This is a genomic window from Carnobacterium sp. (assembly GCF_040274425.1).
This window is the reverse complement of sequence record NZ_JBEMBC010000020.1, coordinates 19,359-37,027: the sequence shown is the minus strand read 5'-3', so window position 1 is coordinate 37,027 and position 17,669 is coordinate 19,359. Positions and strand designations below refer to the sequence as shown.

30 protein-coding genes are annotated in these 17,669 nt (G+C 34.4%); 24 read left to right on the top strand and 6 right to left on the bottom strand.

The features are described from left to right. A partial coding sequence (locus ABS911_RS06145) for an ATPase, T2SS/T4P/T4SS family (RefSeq protein WP_350466815.1) occupies positions 1 to 380 on the top strand: 380 nt, incomplete at its 5' end. Positions 381 to 393: 13 nt separating this feature from the next. Here the strand turns inward: ABS911_RS06145 and ABS911_RS06140 are convergent. From ABS911_RS06140 to ABS911_RS06115, 6 genes are all read right to left on the bottom strand, one after another. Further along, the gene (locus ABS911_RS06140; protein ID WP_350466814.1) at positions 394 to 1,827 is read right to left on the bottom strand and encodes a recombinase family protein; all 1,434 of its coding nucleotides are present in this window, start codon (positions 1,825 to 1,827) and stop codon (positions 394 to 396) included. 132 nt (positions 1,828 to 1,959) lie between these two features. After that, positions 1,960 to 2,343: a hypothetical protein gene (locus ABS911_RS06135; RefSeq protein WP_350466813.1), complete on the bottom strand. Its 384-nt coding sequence runs from the start codon at positions 2,341 to 2,343 to the stop codon at positions 1,960 to 1,962. Beyond that, the gene (locus ABS911_RS06130; RefSeq protein ID WP_350466812.1) at positions 2,340 to 2,705 is read right to left on the bottom strand and encodes a hypothetical protein; all 366 of its coding nucleotides are present in this window, start codon (positions 2,703 to 2,705) and stop codon (positions 2,340 to 2,342) included. Before ABS911_RS06130 ends, ABS911_RS06135 begins: the two co-directional genes overlap by 4 nt. A 150-nt stretch (positions 2,706 to 2,855) precedes the next feature. Beyond that, positions 2,856 to 3,542 carry a hypothetical protein gene (locus ABS911_RS06125; RefSeq protein WP_350466811.1) on the bottom strand — a complete coding sequence of 229 codons (687 nt, stop codon included), beginning with the start codon at positions 3,540 to 3,542 and terminating at the stop codon, positions 2,856 to 2,858. Between the two features lie 96 nt (positions 3,543 to 3,638). Further along, positions 3,639 to 3,983, bottom strand: coding sequence for an ImmA/IrrE family metallo-endopeptidase (locus tag ABS911_RS06120; protein WP_350466810.1), 345 nt, complete (start codon positions 3,981 to 3,983; stop codon positions 3,639 to 3,641). An 11-nt stretch (positions 3,984 to 3,994) separates the two neighbouring features. After that, positions 3,995 to 4,336: a helix-turn-helix domain-containing protein gene (locus ABS911_RS06115; protein ID WP_029276244.1), complete on the bottom strand. Its 342-nt coding sequence runs from the start codon at positions 4,334 to 4,336 to the stop codon at positions 3,995 to 3,997. A gap of 243 nt (positions 4,337 to 4,579) precedes the next feature. On the opposite strand from ABS911_RS06115, the gene ABS911_RS06110 reads away from it, so the two are divergent. The 23 genes from ABS911_RS06110 to ABS911_RS06000 all read left to right on the top strand — a co-directional run bounded on the left by ABS911_RS06110 (position 4,580) and on the right by ABS911_RS06000 (position 17,666). Next, positions 4,580 to 4,786 carry a helix-turn-helix domain-containing protein gene (locus ABS911_RS06110; RefSeq protein ID WP_350466809.1) on the top strand — a complete coding sequence of 69 codons (207 nt, stop codon included), beginning with the start codon at positions 4,580 to 4,582 and terminating at the stop codon, positions 4,784 to 4,786. Further along, positions 4,786 to 5,490: an ORF6C domain-containing protein gene (locus ABS911_RS06105; RefSeq protein ID WP_350466808.1), complete on the top strand. Its 705-nt coding sequence runs from the start codon at positions 4,786 to 4,788 to the stop codon at positions 5,488 to 5,490. The genes ABS911_RS06110 and ABS911_RS06105 overlap by 1 nt, the downstream gene beginning before the upstream one ends. 3 nt (positions 5,491 to 5,493) lie before the next feature. After that, positions 5,494 to 5,625 (top strand): hypothetical protein, encoded by a 132-nt coding sequence (locus tag ABS911_RS06100; RefSeq protein WP_350466807.1) that lies wholly within the window; start codon positions 5,494 to 5,496, stop codon positions 5,623 to 5,625. 15 nt (positions 5,626 to 5,640) lie between these two features. After that, on the top strand, positions 5,641 to 5,823 hold the full coding sequence (locus ABS911_RS06095; protein ID WP_350466806.1) for a hypothetical protein: 183 nt from the start codon (positions 5,641 to 5,643) through the stop codon (positions 5,821 to 5,823). Next, complete coding sequence (locus ABS911_RS06090; protein ID WP_350466805.1) at positions 5,820 to 6,026, top strand: hypothetical protein; 207 nt, start codon at positions 5,820 to 5,822, stop codon at positions 6,024 to 6,026. Before ABS911_RS06095 ends, ABS911_RS06090 begins: the two co-directional genes overlap by 4 nt. Before the next feature lie 59 nt (positions 6,027 to 6,085). Next, positions 6,086 to 6,895 carry an ERF family protein gene (locus ABS911_RS06085; protein WP_350466804.1) on the top strand — a complete coding sequence of 270 codons (810 nt, stop codon included), beginning with the start codon at positions 6,086 to 6,088 and terminating at the stop codon, positions 6,893 to 6,895. Next, positions 6,895 to 7,854, top strand: a complete 960-nt coding sequence (locus tag ABS911_RS06080) for a DUF1351 domain-containing protein (RefSeq protein ID WP_350466803.1) — start codon at positions 6,895 to 6,897, stop codon at positions 7,852 to 7,854. Before ABS911_RS06085 ends, ABS911_RS06080 begins: the two co-directional genes overlap by 1 nt. A gap of 15 nt (positions 7,855 to 7,869) precedes the next feature. Beyond that, entirely contained in the window at positions 7,870 to 8,532 is a 663-nt protein-coding gene (locus tag ABS911_RS06075) for a putative HNHc nuclease (protein WP_350466802.1), read from the top strand. A 3-nt stretch (positions 8,533 to 8,535) separates the two neighbouring features. Continuing rightward, the gene (locus ABS911_RS06070; RefSeq protein WP_350466801.1) at positions 8,536 to 9,321 is read left to right on the top strand and encodes a phage replisome organizer N-terminal domain-containing protein; all 786 of its coding nucleotides are present in this window, start codon (positions 8,536 to 8,538) and stop codon (positions 9,319 to 9,321) included. Then, a complete protein-coding gene (locus tag ABS911_RS06065; RefSeq protein ID WP_350466800.1) occupies positions 9,299 to 10,207 on the top strand; it encodes a DnaA ATPase domain-containing protein in 909 nt (302 codons plus the stop codon). The genes ABS911_RS06070 and ABS911_RS06065 overlap by 23 nt, the downstream gene beginning before the upstream one ends. A gap of 11 nt (positions 10,208 to 10,218) precedes the next feature. Next, on the top strand, positions 10,219 to 10,410 hold the full coding sequence (locus tag ABS911_RS06060; protein ID WP_350466799.1) for a hypothetical protein: 192 nt from the start codon (positions 10,219 to 10,221) through the stop codon (positions 10,408 to 10,410). Further along, on the top strand, positions 10,407 to 10,595 hold the full coding sequence (locus ABS911_RS06055) for a hypothetical protein (RefSeq protein WP_350466798.1): 189 nt from the start codon (positions 10,407 to 10,409) through the stop codon (positions 10,593 to 10,595). Before ABS911_RS06060 ends, ABS911_RS06055 begins: the two co-directional genes overlap by 4 nt. Next, entirely contained in the window at positions 10,585 to 10,764 is a 180-nt protein-coding gene (locus ABS911_RS06050) for a hypothetical protein (RefSeq protein ID WP_350466797.1), read from the top strand. The genes ABS911_RS06055 and ABS911_RS06050 overlap by 11 nt, the downstream gene beginning before the upstream one ends. A gap of 1 nt (position 10,765) precedes the next feature. Next, complete coding sequence (locus ABS911_RS06045) at positions 10,766 to 11,230, top strand: single-stranded DNA-binding protein (protein ID WP_350466796.1); 465 nt, start codon at positions 10,766 to 10,768, stop codon at positions 11,228 to 11,230. A gap of 15 nt (positions 11,231 to 11,245) precedes the next feature. Further along, a complete protein-coding gene (locus ABS911_RS06040) occupies positions 11,246 to 11,506 on the top strand; it encodes a hypothetical protein (RefSeq protein WP_350466795.1) in 261 nt (86 codons plus the stop codon). Beyond that, entirely contained in the window at positions 11,503 to 11,733 is a 231-nt protein-coding gene (locus ABS911_RS06035; RefSeq protein ID WP_350466794.1) for a hypothetical protein, read from the top strand. Before ABS911_RS06040 ends, ABS911_RS06035 begins: the two co-directional genes overlap by 4 nt. Further along, positions 11,733 to 11,963 carry a hypothetical protein gene (locus ABS911_RS06030; protein WP_350466792.1) on the top strand — a complete coding sequence of 77 codons (231 nt, stop codon included), beginning with the start codon at positions 11,733 to 11,735 and terminating at the stop codon, positions 11,961 to 11,963. Before ABS911_RS06035 ends, ABS911_RS06030 begins: the two co-directional genes overlap by 1 nt. Before the next feature lies 1 nt (position 11,964). Continuing rightward, positions 11,965 to 12,486 (top strand): hypothetical protein, encoded by a 522-nt coding sequence (locus ABS911_RS06025; protein ID WP_350466791.1) that lies wholly within the window; start codon positions 11,965 to 11,967, stop codon positions 12,484 to 12,486. 140 nt (positions 12,487 to 12,626) lie between these two features. Then, positions 12,627 to 13,001 carry a hypothetical protein gene (locus ABS911_RS06020; protein ID WP_350466790.1) on the top strand — a complete coding sequence of 125 codons (375 nt, stop codon included), beginning with the start codon at positions 12,627 to 12,629 and terminating at the stop codon, positions 12,999 to 13,001. Positions 13,002 to 13,064: 63 nt separating this feature from the next. Next, positions 13,065 to 13,901: a terminase small subunit gene (locus ABS911_RS06015; RefSeq protein WP_350466789.1), complete on the top strand. Its 837-nt coding sequence runs from the start codon at positions 13,065 to 13,067 to the stop codon at positions 13,899 to 13,901. After that, positions 13,891 to 15,105: a PBSX family phage terminase large subunit gene (locus tag ABS911_RS06010; protein ID WP_350466788.1), complete on the top strand. Its 1,215-nt coding sequence runs from the start codon at positions 13,891 to 13,893 to the stop codon at positions 15,103 to 15,105. Before ABS911_RS06015 ends, ABS911_RS06010 begins: the two co-directional genes overlap by 11 nt. 13 nt (positions 15,106 to 15,118) lie before the next feature. Further along, positions 15,119 to 16,606, top strand: a complete 1,488-nt coding sequence (locus ABS911_RS06005) for a phage portal protein (protein WP_350466787.1) — start codon at positions 15,119 to 15,121, stop codon at positions 16,604 to 16,606. Then, positions 16,581 to 17,666, top strand: a complete 1,086-nt coding sequence (locus ABS911_RS06000) for a phage head morphogenesis protein (RefSeq protein WP_350466786.1) — start codon at positions 16,581 to 16,583, stop codon at positions 17,664 to 17,666. The genes ABS911_RS06005 and ABS911_RS06000 overlap by 26 nt, the downstream gene beginning before the upstream one ends. Positions 17,667 to 17,669 lie beyond the last annotated feature (3 nt).

Genomic DNA, 17,669 nt, shown 5'->3' with positions numbered 1-17,669 from the left:
AGAGGAGAAAGCCGCAAAGTGGAGCAGCACAATTAATGGTTCAAGGAAAAAATATAGCACTTCGTTTTTCAACTATAACCAATTTTAGAACGCAAGAATCTATGGTCATAAGAATATTAAATCAAACCGTAAACTTATCTTTATCAAAGACAGCTTATTTTAAAAAAGAAGTCAAGTTAATAGAGAGCTTGGCTCAGTTTAATAGTGGGCTGCTTATTTTTTCAGGACCTGTAGGATCAGGGAAAACTACAACCATGTATCAGCTTGTTCGTGAAAGTTATCATAAAAACAAACAACAAGTAATTACCGTTGAAGATCCTGTGGAAATTGATGAACCAATGTTTTTACAGACGCAAGTAAATGAGAAGGCTTGTAATTGACACATAAGAAAAATTAACAAATAAAGGCCCATTGAATAGTGATGTCATCATCAGTTATTGTAATTTTGTTTATTAAATCATGGATAAGTTTACGTTTTTTCATTAAATCAAGATCATCAAATGATTCATCAATAGACGTTATGATTCTTTTAGCTTCAGATACTGCTATTTTTGGTTCTTCTTTAAGATTATCAATGTCAGTTAAAATTATTTTTCTATCGATGTTAAGAGTTTCTAAACGTTTTGAAACAGCTTCAAACGGCATTTTATCATTTTGTAAAAGGTCCAATAGTTTTGATATCTGTTTATCTAATTTACTCAATTGAGATAATAGAATAGATTTTTGTGAAGTTTCGTTTTGATGCGTGACCATGGTATCTAATGAATCTAAATTGAGAGAAAGAACATTTATTTCATTTAAAATTTTTGCATCCAGTTTTTTTACGGGATAGTTCCTATTTTTACAAGTAGGATCTTTAACCATGTGTAATGGATGACCGCAACGGGAGTAGCAAGTATAGTAATGTCTTGGTTCTCTTTTATCTTTATAAACATATAATTGACTACGACCAAAGTATCTAGCACCGCAGTGACCACAATAAAGCAGACCGGTTAGTAAACTTTTAGCGGTAAAAGGTCTGGATTTGCCAGCGTTTCTTTTCCCCCAGGAACGTTCCTTTAGTTTTGCTTGTACTTCATTAAATAGTTCTTTAGAAACGATTGGTTCATGCAAACCGTCATAAACATCGTCTTTAAAAGTTATTTTACCTATATAAAGTTTTTGAGATAAGCTTCTTCTAATGGAGCTGTCGCTGGTCCATGCTCCATGTTTTGTTTTATATTTTTCATTCATTAGTCTTTTTAGCTCTCTAAGCGAAGTACCTTTTGCGTATTCCTCATAAAGGTATCTAATTTGCATTGCTTCATAAGGATCTATAACCAGTAAGCCGTCTTCATAGTCATAGCCAATTGGTGCTGGACCACCTCCGTGATATAAGCCAGCTTTTGCCCTAGCCTCGTGACCCATAGCCATACGCTCTTTTATCCACTCTCTCTCAAGTTGCGAGAAGGCAGACATTACACCAATCATCATACGACCAATTGGAGTAGATGAATCTAAATTTTCTGTGATATCGACAAAATCTATATCATTTTTCATAAATACATCTTCAATTAAAAATAATGTATTTTTTTGAGAGCGAGATAGTCTATCCAATTTATATACGACAACTCTGTTTACTTCTTTGCGGTCTATATCTGTTAACATTTTTTGAAGGGCAGGGCGATTCATATTTGATCCGCTCAATCCAGCGTCTGTATACAACTTGATGTTTTTCCATCCTTTTGCATCACAATAAGCTTTCATTCGTTCAGTTTGTTCGCCTACAGAATATCCTTCCTTTGCTTGTTCTTCGGTACTTACACGTACATAAATAGCTGTTACCATATGTTTTTCCTCCTATTTTTGTGTTAGAATAGGATACAGCAAATAGCACCACACGACAGCGTGGATATTTGTCTATATCGGTCGAGCATACCCCAACTTTGGCGAGGGAGGGTATGTTCTTTTTTATTTAATTTATTTTGACCGTATTGCTAAATCTCCTATTTTTATTAGTGGAGTTGCAGTAGGTGAATAACCACCAGTAATTTGAGCTCTATCCACATTTAATGGTTTTATTCTAACGAATTGACCAAAACTATTATCTATTTGTGGAGTATTCAGGTTTGTTCTTTCAACATTCTCACAAACACTCATGTGTTCATATACAGCAATAACTTTTATTTTACCTTTTATTACATCCAATGTGCCAAGGACTTCTCCAGTATCTGGATTTGTTACTTCTTCATCAGATTTACCATAGATTGTAAATTCCTCAGATTCTTTAATACCTTGAGTTGTGCCACCAGTTATAACGACTGTAGTATCACTAATTATTTTAGCTATTTTAAATTCAGTCATAATTTATCGCCTCCGTCTATTAATTGAGTTATTTCGATAGTTTTAGTAATTTCATCCATTTTTTCAGAAGGAAGCTTAGATAATATAAGATGTAAATATTCTTTTTGTTTGATAATTTTGGAATTAAGATACTTAAATCCTGACTCTACGTTTTCTAGTTCTTCTTCTTTTGTGATTAAATTTTCATTTAACCCCTTATTGTTAGCTTCTAGTTTCGTTACCGTACTTTCTAAGTTTAAAATTTTGTTATTTAATAATATTATTTCATCTATATAAAATTTTCTTTTGATAAATAACCATCTTAGTAAAAAAAAGAAAACTACGATGAATACAATAAGTAAAGATCCCCACAAATAATTCAAATTGTATGTATCTAAATATTTCTCGATAAAAGCACCTGCGGGTAGTAAAAGAATAGCAACAAGTAAATCAATACTTTTGATAGTAGTCTCCTCCTTAAATTGAATTTTTTCCTAGAATAGTAGCTTTGAAAGATCTAACTATAAATTTTTTTATTCAAAATACATTGTTAATTTACCTAATTCACGAGCTTTTTTTTCGTCGCATTCAACAATCAATTGAACGGGCTTATTTGTTCCTCTATCAACTAGATGGATTGTTGCTTTTGATGCATCACGTCTTTTCCCACCAATTGCTGCACCAGCTAATGCACCGATTCCACCAGTTAACACACCACCGATTACGGCACCAGCCACAGCTTTACCACCAGAACGATACTTTTGTTCGCCCCAATCGAATCCAGTGAATTTATATTGACGAACGTTTGCAGAAACGATACCAGGTTCTAATTCTACTAGCGTAATGCTATCTTTTTTAGTTCCTAGTTGTTCTTTACCACTAACTAGTTTAACGGACACACGAGTTTTTTTGATGCTTTCTGGCTTATCTGTAAAGACTGCTTCAATCCCAGATTCTTCTATCAATAATTCAACATCTTTTAGTTGTCCTTTTGTATACATAAATCCGTGTTTATCGATAGCAGCGTTTGACGAATTTTTACCGTCTTTACTAAAATAAACTGTACCGTTTTTAGATAAAGAAGCAGGGGTTATGTATGCTGTTTGAATTTCGTTAAAATTCATTTCGACTTTTTTACCAATTGCTCCTTTTAACGAAAGAATATCTCCATCTAATTCTACTGTTTTCTTACCAATTGTACCAAATTTGAAAGTAGTCAATTTGATTCCTCCAATGTTTAAGTAATTTTAATCAATAAAAATTATTAGCCTTTATTGATAATTAAATTATATCTGAAATACTTAATAACACTAGATTTATTTTAATTTGCATTCCCATCCAATACCTAAATTATAATTTTCTATTACATCAGAATAATTAAAATGACCTTCTGATTCATCTATTAAACTTTTCATCATAAAAGATGTAGCTTCATTTTCCATCTTAAATCTAAATGTTGGTTTATTATATAAAGCTGACAAATCTTTATGATTTAATGCATGGCCTAATTCATGAAGAATAACTTCTTTTTGTTTTTCTTCATTCAAACTTTGATTAATAAAAATGATTTTTAAAGAGGGATCATAATATCCGTTGTTATCTAGAGTTATTAATATCATTTCAATTCCATTTCTTTTAAGTAAATCAAGAACGCTGTCCATATACTTATCCCTCACTTATTACTGAATCTTCCTTCAAGGTATGCACGAATTGCTTCTCTATCATTTTTAGTCATAGGTTTACCATCAAAACTCATCATGCCATCTAATATTTCATCTAAATCAGTAGATGAAATTGTTTTTTCCGGTCTTGGTTTATCGGTAAGCCCTAATAAATAATCTGTTGAAACGTCGAAGAATTTAGCTATTTTTGTTAATGGATCAGTAGTTGGTTTAGCTTTATCCCATTTACTAATTGTTCCATTAGATATATCTAGTTTTCTTTCTAGTTCTGCAATGGTAGATACCTTATTACTTTGACTGACTAAATTTTTTATAATCTCTTTAGAATTCATTATACAATTCTCCTTAAAATAATAGATATAAATCTAATTTAATTATTGACAAATAGATTTGAATCTATTAAGATAAGGATGTGCTTGAGGGAGCGCTCTTAAATTAATAGATTTTCGCCTATCGTTTATAGGACAAGTCCCGTAAACGATAAGGGCTATTTGCTATACCTAAATAATAGATTACAATCTAATGTTTGTCAATAGTAAATAGACGGAAATCTTAGATAGAAAGGAGGTTGCGTTGTGGGGATTTATGACAATGTTAAAAAAATGGCAGATGAAAGAGGTGTTTCTATTTACCGGATTGAGCGAGATACAGGTATTTCTAATGGAGCAGTAGCCAGATGGAATGAAGCTGTTCCATCGAGTACGAATTTAATGAAAGTAGCTAAATACTTTGGAGTTACCGTGGAAAGCTTACTAGAATCAGAAAAAAAGGAGAATGCATAATGAGCAACTTACAAATTTTTAATTTTGATAGTCAAAATGTTAGAACTCAAATTATCAATAATGATCCTTGGTTTGTTGCAATCGATGTATGTAATATTTTGGATATTAAAAATCCGAGTGATGCAATCAAAAGATTAGATGACGATGAACGGTCTAGATTGAATCTAGGTCGTCAAGGAGAAGCTAATATTGTAAATGAGTTTGGTTTATACAGTTTAGTCTTATCAAGCCGTAAACCAGAAGCAAAATCTTTTAAACGGTGGATAACACATGAAGTGATTCCTTCTATTAGAGAAACTGGCAGTTACCAAACACCAATGAGTCAAGAAGATATCATGATTGCTACTTTAGAAAATCAAAAAGAAATCAAACGCAGATTGGCGGATGTTTCTGATGATGTAGAAAGTCTAAAAAATGAAGTGGATTTAAGTAGACTTCAAAAATCTAAACTATCTAAGCTAGTTAGAGCAAATTCAATGGCTGCTGTAGGAGGTAAAAAATCCGCTGCATATTCAGAACTATACAGAGTAGCAATTTCTGAACATTGGAGAGAAGTCAAAAATTATTTTGAAGTCGCAAGTTATGAAGAGATACCGAAACTAAGATTTGATGAAGCTATGGAAATAGCAACCATGTGGACACCGTCTTTAGAATTAGCAATGAATATCAAACATTTAAACAGTCAATCTGAAACGGAGGTTTAGGTTATGAGTAAGTCAAAAGATGATTGCAGAATCATAAATGTAGATATGAAAGGGAATATTATTAAAGACCTAACAAAAGTTAAAGTTCCTGAGCATATCCGCAGAAATATTTTTAACGTACTCAATAGCAAGTGAAGATGGAGGTGTCACATGTCGCTAACGACAATTAGAAATTTAATTATCTCATCTACAGTTGTTCAAAGCTTTAAAAACAAAACATTTCGTATGTTTGATGATGATGGTTTTACGGAAGAAGCTTCAATAATCGCTGTAGTTGTTCTCTTGTTGATTACTGGAATAGTAGGCGGAATAGAAATGGGGGTAATCGGATGACGTGGAGCGCAGTTGGAGAAAACAGCAAAAAGGTTTACTTTACTGCTGATAATCCGGAATTAGTTCATCAAATGTTAATAGAAAAATATCCGAATTTTAAAGTGAACAAAAGAGATCCTTATGACGGCAGACAGTCACAAATTAACCAAATTTTACCAGAACCAATCAGAATAAAAAATGACCAACCAGGACAGCCATCCTAGTTGATCGGTTAGAAAATATTATTTACAAGAGTATATCACAAAATTTGGAGGAACGCATAATGACTGAGGAAATAAGTTTTAACGAAAAATTACTTGAAATACAAGCTAAATTAAAAGCTCCAAAAGGTCAATTTAACAACTTCGGAAAATACAGTTATCGTTCTCAAGAAGATATTTTAGAAGCTGTTAAACCTTTGAATAAAGAATATGGATTAGTTCTTTATTTAAGAGATGAACCGGTTTTGATTGGAGAGTGGCACTACATCAAAGCGACAGCCGTTTTACAAGACGTAAAAAACGCCGTATTTGTTGATGTTTCATCATATGCAAGAGAGCCACTAAATAAAAAAGGTATGGATGAAAGCCAAATAACAGGTACTGCATCATCTTATGCACGTAAATACGCTCTTAACGGTTTGTATTTGATTGATGACACAAAGGATGCTGATACAAATGAACATCAAGATAATCAACAAAATATGAATAATCAGAACAATAGTCAGACAAATCCACAGCAACAGAATTTTGATGATCGTTCTGTACCTCAAGAACCGCAGCAAACATCTTATAAACCAGAACCAAATATCAATGATGCAATTTTAACTTATGTAAAACAATTAAAAGATTTGGGTATAAACGTTCAACAATTTTACGTTGAAATAGCTCAAAAAGAGGGCGCTAACGACATTAAAGAAGTAGACCGTGCAAGAACGTTAGGACATATGAAAGCATACCTTATGAGTGTTAAAAATCAGCAACAACCGCAACCGCAACCGCAACCGCAACCGCAACCGCCGCAACAAAACTATGAGCAAGGCAGCATGATGCAGGGAAGAACAACACAGCCAGTGAATTGGGGGAATAAATAATGAGTAATGAATTGGAAACTATCAGAGAAAATAGTTTAGGAACGATGTACGAGCCGGCTACTTTAGAAGTAAATCGTTATGGCGAAATGAAAGAAATCGTGCAAGGTTTTGCAGATAAGTATACAAATTTAGCTTTCACTCGTGATGACAAAAAAGGTGCTGAAGAAGTACGCAGCAAACTTTTAGAAATACGTGACAAATTCGAATCGGAACGCAAAACAATTAAAAAGGCATATAACGAACCGCTTAATGAGTATGAGGGGAAAATTAAAGAATTAAATAAATTAATTGATGTTCCGTTGAATCAAATTAGAGACGGTCTAAAAGAGATAGAAAATGCTGAACGTTCTGAAAGAAGCGAAGCATTGGATACAGTCCTCGAAGAAAAATACGAAGGCTTAGACATCGAAATAACAGCAATGAGCACATGGACTAATGCTGGAATGTGGACCAGTAAATTAAACCCAACTAAAAAATTAAATGAAGAAATTGATAAAACAATCCAAGATGCAGTGAAAGAAAAAGAATATAAAGAAGCTCAAATTAAAATCTTAACTGAATTCTGTAAAGCGCAAGAAATTGAAGCAGCTGGATGGGTTAGTCAGTTAGAACATCGTAATGCGGTAGAAGTTATCGATCTAATCAATTTAGAGAAAGAACGTAAAAATAAGTTAGCTGCTGAACAGGAGCAGAAACGAATTGAACATGAAGCCTTTCTTGCGAAACAACAAGATGAACTATCTCTTATGGAACAAGCTAAAGTTTCAGAAACACCGTTTAACGAGCCGCTAAACAACATGCAGCATGAACAAGTTCTTATAAATGTTATCCGGGTGAAGGGTACGCAAAATCAATTAAACAACTTGAATGAGTTCCTAATAAATAGCGAAATTGAAGTTGAGTTTGTAGCGGATGAAACAAACGCTATCCCTTACGCAATTGATGATCTACCGTATTAAGTAAGGTGTGATGAAATGGAATACGAAGGAAAGTTATTAAGAGTGCAGGGTGATGAAATTACGTTTAAATTAGATCGTGAATTTGACATCACAGAAGCGCAGCGTATGAGCATAAAAGGAAATCCAAGAAGTATCATCCGGTTAGTGGATGACCGCAATATGACGAGAGATCAAAACAGCATGATTCATGCATTATTCAATGACATCTCTCTTTATACCGGTTATCCTCCCGAATATGTCAAGGAATTGATGAAAGTGATGTTTTCTGGTTATAAAGGAATCGAAACTTTCAGCATGGGTAGTTACAGTATTAGCCAATTATTTGCTGGAGAGTTCATTGAATACATTCTCGGATTTTGTTTTGATAATCAGATTCCTTTCAAATATCAACAGTTCCATTTGAGTAGTGACATTACTAGGATTCTATTTCTTTATCTTAAACATCGCACATGTTTTGTATGTGGTGAACATCATGCAGATGTGGCCCATTACGAAGCGGTAGGAGCTGGAAGGAATAGAAAGAAGATTGATCACTCACAGCATCGATTTATGGCTTTGTGTCGTAAACATCATAACGAACAACATACGATTGGTATTGAAACATTTATGAAAAAACATATATTAGTGCCTATTAAATTAACACCAGAACAAATAAAAGAATTCAAGATAGGAGCGTAAAAGATGGCTGAAATAAAGTGGATTAAATTAACCGTCAATATGTTTGATGATGAAAAAATCCGACTTATCCAAGCTATGCCGGAAGCTGATGCAATCATAGTTATTTGGGTTAGGCTGCTAACATTAGCTGGCAAAACTAATTCAGATGGACAAATTTACATCGGTGAAAATATGCCATACAACGATGAAATGCTTGCAACGCTATTTAATAAACCTGTCAATGTAATACGGTTAGCAATTCAGACGTTGAAAATCTTTAATATGATTGATGTTTTTGAAAATGGAACAATGTTTGTTAACAACTGGGAAAAACATCAAAACATTGACGGCATGGACAAAATAAGATTACAAAATGCTGAAAGAAACAAGAAGTATCGTGAAAAAAAGAAACAGAAACAATTGGAAAATAAGAGTGACGTTAGCGTGACGTCACGTGACGGTACAGAACTAGATTTAGAACTAGAATTAGAACTAGAGAAAGAAAGTAATAAAAAGAATACATCAAAACAAGATTCGATGGACACTCTCTTTTCTGAGATTTGGAAACTTTATCCTAAAAAAACAATGCGTAAAGAAGCGTTGGCAGCATTTAAGAAATCAGTTAAAAATGGAACGTCTATTGATGCCGTTAAAAAAGGTGTAGAAACGTACGTCAATCATCTGGAAGCAAACAAAACTTGGCTTAAACCAATGGATGGCGGTAGATGGTTCCAAAAAGAACGTTGGAATGATGAATACGATACTCCTAAGAAGGAGGTAAACCCTTATGAAGAACAACTTGGATTCTAGAACTGCTGACTTGCTAAAGGATGTTGAACAAAAAAAGCAAGATACGTTGGCACGAAAAGAAATGATGGATGTAAAACCACTCGAATTTCCTTTGTTGGGTGAGTTAAAAGAATCAAATCTGATATGTGATGAACATTTATGTAATTTAGTACAATTCCGGGAATTAAAACCTTTTTGCAAAAAGTGTGCAATGGAAAAAATCCTTATAGAAAACAATGAAATGACAGAGGAAGCTGCTGCTAAATATCATAAGCGGACTACGTATGACTGGTTAAGAAAACAATCCATCTTTAGCGATGAATCAATAAGGCATGCAACTTTTGCTTCTTACATTGAGGATGAAAAAGAAACGATTGAGAATAAGAAGCTTGCTAGGCATATAGCTGGTGAATATTTAAAAGGAGCAACTTATAATACTGCCTTTAGTGGAGTGGTAGGTGCTGGTAAAAGTCATTTGTCGATGGCTATGCTGCAAGCAGTTAATGAATTTAGCAATCCGTACAGAAGATGTTTGTTTGTGTCTGTTGATGAATTGATGCGCCGGATTAAAGACAGCTTTAGCAATAAACAATCACGATTTAGTGAACAATCAATGGTTGAACGACTGATCAAAGCGGATTTATTGGTACTTGATGATTTGGGTGCTGAAACCGGAGCTATCAGCACGGATAAAGGCGCTACGGATTGGACGGTTAGGACGTTAAACGCAATCGTTAACGGACGAATGGACAAGCCAACCATATTCACTACGAATCTATCAAGCGCTGAATTAATTAACATGTATGACAAGCGATTAGTTAGCCGTTTATTTAGAGGAACAAAAGGGCATGTTATCAAATTTGAAAAAACTAAAGATAAACGGACAGATATTGATTACGGATTCTAGGAGGATGCGGAATGAGATGTGAATATTGTGAAAAAACCTTAAAAAAAGGTGATGACTATATCGAATATGAAGAAAATCGTTATTGCGGGGATTGCTATGAAGGATATACCGTTACTACTTATACGGTTGATGGTGAATATTTAGCAACAGATGATGACGGAGTTTCTGAATATGGTAAATGGAATGTGGAGGATGAAAAGTGATACTCAAAGCAAATGGTAGGTACGTCGAGAATGTAGCGATTGAGTATAACGCTGGTTTATCCGTCAATTCAATCATTAAGTTGACGGATGAAAGAGAATCAGCATATCAATTTAATCCGGAAGAATACAACAAAATAAAAGGTTTAATGGCCTTGGAAGTAGCAGGTGATATTGATGCCAAATAAATGCAATCATCCAGAATGCAACGATGGAGTGATGCATGAATCATTACGGTTCGGCATCACCTCCATCTATAAATGTCCTTATTGCATAGCAGACAAGCAAGAAAGCGATTGGAGCAAGTCAGAAACAGCCATCAAATTAAAATCATTTATTGATAAAAGGGGAGCTTAATATGAACAGTGTAAATTTAATCGGTCGTTTAACAAAAGATCCTGAAATGTCTTATTCGCAAGCTGGTATGGCTATTACTACGGCTACTATTGCAGTTAACAGAGCGTTTAAAAGTCAAGATGGTGTAGAAGCTGATTTCATCCGTATTAAAGCATTCAAGAAAACAGCTGAATTGATTGCTAATATCAAAAAAGGTGAACGGTTAGGAGTAAGCGGATCGTGGCAAACAGGTAGCTATGATAATACAAAAGGTGAACGAGTATATACGAATGACTGCATCGTAAATCAACTGACTTTCATTGAAACAAAAGGTTCTGGAAATAACAACGCAGGACAATACCAACAACGAAATAATCAAAATTATGGACAAAATCAGCAACAAAATAATTATCAACAAGGTGGATACCAACAGCAAAGATACGGTGGGCAACCAATTAATATTCAAGATGACGATTTACCATTCTAAGAAGGAGTGATTGCTATGTTAAAAGCAAGAGGACCATTACCCAGACGAGATGTTTCGCTGGGTGAATGGTTTAAAGAGCAGCGCGCGGTAGAAAATAAATTGAATGAATTAGAAAATCTAAAACGTGAATTAGATCGTGACTATGATGAGGGTAGAGATTACAAAGAGAAAGCTGTCCGATTTCACGAACTTTATGAACAAATGAATCGAGAAATGTTGGAACTATCTTACAAAACGAATTATCGATTTGAATTAAGAATGGAGGTATCTGAATGAGAAAAGAAACCGTGTCGACATTGTTAACTTATATTTCATTCCTTGTACTAGTAATTGGATTTGCTTTCATGTTGAGAGAAAATACGCGCCTAACCGTTGTTAATCACCGACTTGAAGCGGAGCTAGGAAACGTGAGCAACGAACTTGTAGAAAGTCAAAATGAAGCATGGGGCTATAAGTGGCAGTTGCATCAAATAAATAATGATTATTTCGGAGATGATAAGTAATGGATCCTTCGCAAATAAAATTAGGCTTAGATTTAAAAAGTGACAAAACACTTCAAGATTTTAGAAACGAGCTGCAAGAAATAAGTTTTAAAGAATTACATCGTATGAATATTTCTGGAGATACCAGTTCATCAAATTTACTCAATAGGTTATTAGTAAAACTAGATGATGATTACGGTACTGAGTATCAACAAACGGAAAGTGCTATAAAAGCATTGGAGGGAGAATAGTATGGCAGAAGAATTAACAAAACGTCAACTACAAATTATTTCAGAAGCTGCAGCTGAAGAAGCTATTCGTGTTTATGTAAAACATCAAGTAAAGATAAAAAAAGAACAAAAAGATTGGCGTTTAAGGAACACTGAATTATTACTTAAAAATTATCGTAAATTGAAAGATCATTGTAGTGAGATTGATTCCGAAATAGAAGAAATTGAAGGAACTATATTCGAGTTGCAAGAGTTAACATTAGAATCGCTTATGCAGTATCGTTATAAAACAGCTAAAATGCTTAAACATGTAGATAGAATGTTAATAGCATATGATTGGGACTGTGGACATGGAAGTGTTGAAGAAAAAAGGCGGTATGATGTCTTAAAGTGGCGTTACTTATCGGAAGATAGATTGACGGTAAAAGAGATATGTGAAAATTTAAATGTTGAACAAGGTACCGTTTACCGTGATACGAAACTTGCGATTAAAGAAATAACAATTCTTCTTTTTGGATTGGATGCTCTAGAAATAAGAGTTTAGCCGTTAAAAAAATATTGAAAAAAACACCACTGTTTATGTGATACTATGATAGTGTGAAATTAAAAGAATCCTCCTAAAAACTCCTGCATTAATTTGCGGGAGTTTTTGTTATAATAGATGTTATAACAAGGAGGTAGGTTATGTCGTATCCAGACTTAAAAGGTATGTTGAAAGATGCAAGGAATTTCGCTTCAGGAGCAAACGATATACAGACCCTAAATATTTTAAAAGATATTCAATTAGGGGTATATGATTTGTTAGATGAAAACAGAGAATTAAGACTGAATCTTGAAGAATTAAAACGTACTAAAGAACAAACTGAAGGTATAAAAAGAATAGGCGATTTTTATTATATTCCAAAAGACGACGCACCAATTTGTTCAAAATGTTGGGAAGTAGATCAAATAGTGGTCCATGCACTCGAAGTGAATGAATGGGAAACTTTTACTTGTCCTAATTGTCAAACAAATTCATTTAGAACTAAAAAATATTTAGAAGAAAATAATGGAAATTAGAAAAGGCCTTTTGTAGGTCTTTTTTTATACATAAATTTAAATACAGGTGGTGGTGGATATGTCATGAATTGGGAAGCAATACGAATAGAGTATGAAGAAACAGATATAACGATGAAGGCACTTGCTGAGAAGTATGATATTAAGCCAGCCACTTTAAGAAGTAGAAAGAATCGTGAGAAGTGGGAAAAACGCAACGCAACAAAAAATGTTGCAACAAAACGCGCAACGCAACACAAAAACATTGCAACACAAAAAGCTATTGATGCATTAGGTGATAGTAAAGAATTGAATGAGCAACAAAAGTTATTTTGCTTATATTTTACTCAAAATCACAATGCTACTAAGAGCTATCAAATGGCTTATGATGTGGAATACAGAACAGCACATGCTAATAGTTACAGATTGATGGCAAAAGACGGCATAAGAGCTGAAATCAAGCGTATCAAGCAAGCTAGGATGAATGACTGGTTGATTGATGATGCAGACATCGTAAATGAATGGATGAAGCAGGCTTTTTCTGACATAACTGATTACGTTGAGTTTAAGAAGGTATTTGTTGATTATATTGAAGATGATAATGGAATGCCACAGCTTGATGATCATGGCGAGATGATGCCGATATATCGAAACGAGTTGCATTTTAAAAACTCAAGAGAGATAGACGGAACATTAGTACAAGAAGTTAAGAAGGGTAAAGACGGAGTGTCTGTTAAGCTTTATGATAAACAGCGAGCTTTAATTGAATTAAATAAGCTGATAGGTGGCGAAAGCACCCTTAAATTGAAATTGATGCAAGCGCAAATTGATAAACTGCAGAAAGATATTAAAGTCGATACTTCTACTGAAGATAAGTTGAAAGACTACTTCACTAAGCTAGGAGCTGAAATAGATGGCTCTTAAGAGTTTGTATACAAAGAAGCAAACGCAAATATTTAAGCGTACCCGTCAAGAAGATTGGTTCATGCTTATAAATCATGGGGCGGTTCGTGCCGGAAAAACGCAATTAGATAACGACTTATTTCTAAATGAATTGATCCGCGTTAAAGAATTAGCTGCAAAAGAAGGCGTAGATGAACCGATGTATATTCTAGGTGGCGTTTCATCTGGAACGATTCAAACGAACGTGCTCCAAGAAATAACGAACAAATACGGCATCGAATTCAAGTTTGATAAGCATAATAACTTTAAGCTGTTTGGCGTAAAAGTCATACAGACATTTACAGGTACAATTGCTGGTTTAAAAAGCATTCGTGGTATGACAGCTTATGGCGCATACATCAATGAGGCTTCGCTTGCTAACAAAGAAGTATTCGATGAAATAATTAAACGTTGTTCTGGAGCAGGTGCAAGAATAATTGCCGATACCAATCCGGACCATCCAGAACATTGGTTAAAGAAAAATTATATTGATAATCCTTCTAAAAATATTTTAAGCTTTCACTTCACTATAAAAGATAATACGTTTCTAAGTGAACGTTATATAAATAACATCATTGAAACTACTCCATCCGGTATGTTTACGGATAGGGGTATTTTTGGTTTGTGGACCATTGGTGAAGGAGCTATATATTCAGACTTTGACGAAAAGATACATGTCATTGATGAGGATAAGGTGCCATGGAAAACAATTACCAAGTATTATGCTGGTGTCGACTGGGGTTATGAACACTGGGGATCCATAGTAGTAATTGGTGAAACACATGATGGTATCAAGTATTTGATTCGTGAATATGCGGCCCAACATAAAGATATTGATTATTGGGTTAGCATAGCAAAAGAAGTAGTTAAAGAGTTTGGCAGCAAGATTCCTTTCTATTGCGATTCAGCAAGACCAGAACATGTTGTTCGATTTGTTGATGAAGGATTCTATGCTTTTAACGCAAATAAAGCTGTATTAAGCGGAATTGAAATGGTAGCTAAAGGTTACAAGCAAAACATGTTTTTTATCGTTAGGCAACGGGTAGAACGGTTCTTGGATGAAGTTTATCAATATGTTTGGAACTCTAAGACAGGAGAACCAGTTAAGCAGAACGATGACGTGCAAGATTCCGTGAGATATGCAATCTATAGCAACGCAATGGACAGTGGCGGTTGGCTATATTAAGAGAGGTGATAAAGTGGATGACAAGTATTTATTAAGTGAGAACCCGCAAGTCGTAGCAACGGCTTTAAATAAGACAGTTGCTGATGATAGAGCATCGCAAACTAAAGAAAAAGCACGAATAGGACAGCGTTATTACAACTACGAACATGATATTTTATCTAATCGAATCTTTTTCGTCGATGATAACGATGTGTTGCGAGAAGATACCAATGCATCTAACGTTAAAATACCGCATGCTTTCTTTACAGAACAAGTTGATCAAAAGGTACAGTATTTATTATCGAATCCGATTGAGTTAGAAGTGGAAGATGAGACATTTAAAACTTATTTGGAAGAATACTACGACGATGACATGCAGCTATTCTTACAAGAAGCATTAGAAGGTGCATCAATTAAAGGTCATGAATTTGCTTATGCCAGGACTAATAATAAAGATAGATTATGCTTTCAGGTATCAGATAGCATACAAACCTTTGATGTGTTTGATGATAACGGGGACCGTAAAGCAATCGTTCGTTATTACGATAAAGACATCACCAGAAATGGCAAGAACGTGACTGTCACACATGCTGAGGTATGGAACGATAAAGAGGTAACCTTTTACATCAAAGACGAAAACAAGCGGTTTATTTTGGATGCTAATCGAGAATTGAATCCTCGGACACATGTCATTGCACGAACAGATGATGGCCAGATGTTAGAACGTTCATATGGCACTTTGCCATTCTATCGATTAAGCAATAACAAGAAAGAGCTAACGGATTTAGAACCTATTAAACCATTGATTGATGATTACGATTTGATGGCTTGTTTCTTATCCAATAACCTACAAGACTTTGCTGAAGCTATATACGTTGTAAAAGGATTTCGCGGTGATGATTTGAGCAAGTTACGCCAAAATGTTAAAGCAAAAAAAGTAGTAGGTACTGGTGAAAACGGTGGATTAGATATACAAACTGTTAATATTCCAATTGAAGCTAGAAAAACTAAGTTAGAAATAGATAAAGATGCCATTTACAAGTTTGGGATGGGATTTGATTCAACTCAAATAGGCGATGGAAACATCACTAACGTAGTCATCAAGTCACGCTATGCATTGCTTGATATGAAAGCTAATAAAGCTGAAGTTAGACTAAGGGCTATGTTGTCATGGATGAATGAAATGATTGTCAGTGACATCAATAGACGGTTTAACAAAGCTTATAAGGCTAGCGATATCAAAGTAACTATCACACGAGAAACGATGGTCAATGAAAACGACATAGTAGAACGTGCTAAGAACGAGGCAGATGCTAAGAAAGTTATCGTTGAGTCTATTCTATTAGTTGCTCCAAGGCTAGATGATGAGAGTGTTCTTAGGCTGATTTGTGAGCAATTCGAATTGGATTGGGGAGAGGTCCAATTGATGATTGAAGAGCAGGAATTTACTTCTGGTTTACAAGATGAAACAGATCCAGTTGAAGTAGGTGCTATTGATGGAACAGTTGGACAAGTGGAATAAGGAACTTAGTTTATTAAACACTAAATCCTATAAAACGATGGATAAAGAGTTGTTCACTTTTTATAAAGATGCTCTAAAAGAATTGAAGAATGAGATTAAACAATACATTGATAACTATGATAAGTTAACCTTTTCCAAGCGGTTAGAAGTAGACAATCAAATAAAGATAGCGAATAAAATTGATGAAATCCTTTGGGAAATGAACGACAAAACAAACCTTGCTATTCATCAATACATTTCTGGTGAAGCCAATACTGGTTACTATGGTGTCTGGTATGCCTTGGAAGAAGCAGAGAACCTTCAATTAAATTTTCCAATGTTAAATGAAAGCTATATCGAAAGATTAGTCGAAAAGAAAATAGCCGGAAAATCGTTCTCTAAGCGGTTGTATGAGAAGCGTGATGATCTAGCTGAAAAGGTAACTACAGCTTTGTTAAATGGAGCAGTTAAAGGTAAAGGATATGCTGTTGTTGCTAAAGAAATCGGAGAACTAACAGAAGCCAGTTACAAACAATCTTTAAGGATAGCAAGGACAGAAGGTGGAAGGGTTCAATCAACTGCTAAGCAAAAATCATATCAAGAAGCTGTAAATAAAGGTGTGAAGATGGAAAAGATGTGGATGGCTACACTGGATAAGAAAACCAGGCATTCACATCAAGAATTAGATGGTCAAACAGTAGCAGTTGATAAAAAATTTAAGTTTAATGGATACACAGCAGATGCACCGAGATTATTCGGTCGTGCTTCACTTGATATTAACTGTAGATGTACAACAATTGCTGTTGTTAACGGCCTAACACCTAATTTGCGTAAAGACAACGTAACTAAAAAAGTAGTTGAATATAATAAATATAGTGATTGGTACGTTAGTAAAAAGGTTCAAAATGAAATAGGTAAACAGAAGTATACCGAATATGTTGGAGAATTAAGCAAGAAACACAGCACAAAAGACTTTGGAAAACTGTTAGACAAGATGTCTGATAGAGAATACGAGAAGTTAGGCGTGTTAGATATCTCAGATAATGAAATAGAGTGGATTCCTAAAAAGAAAAGAGGATGATTG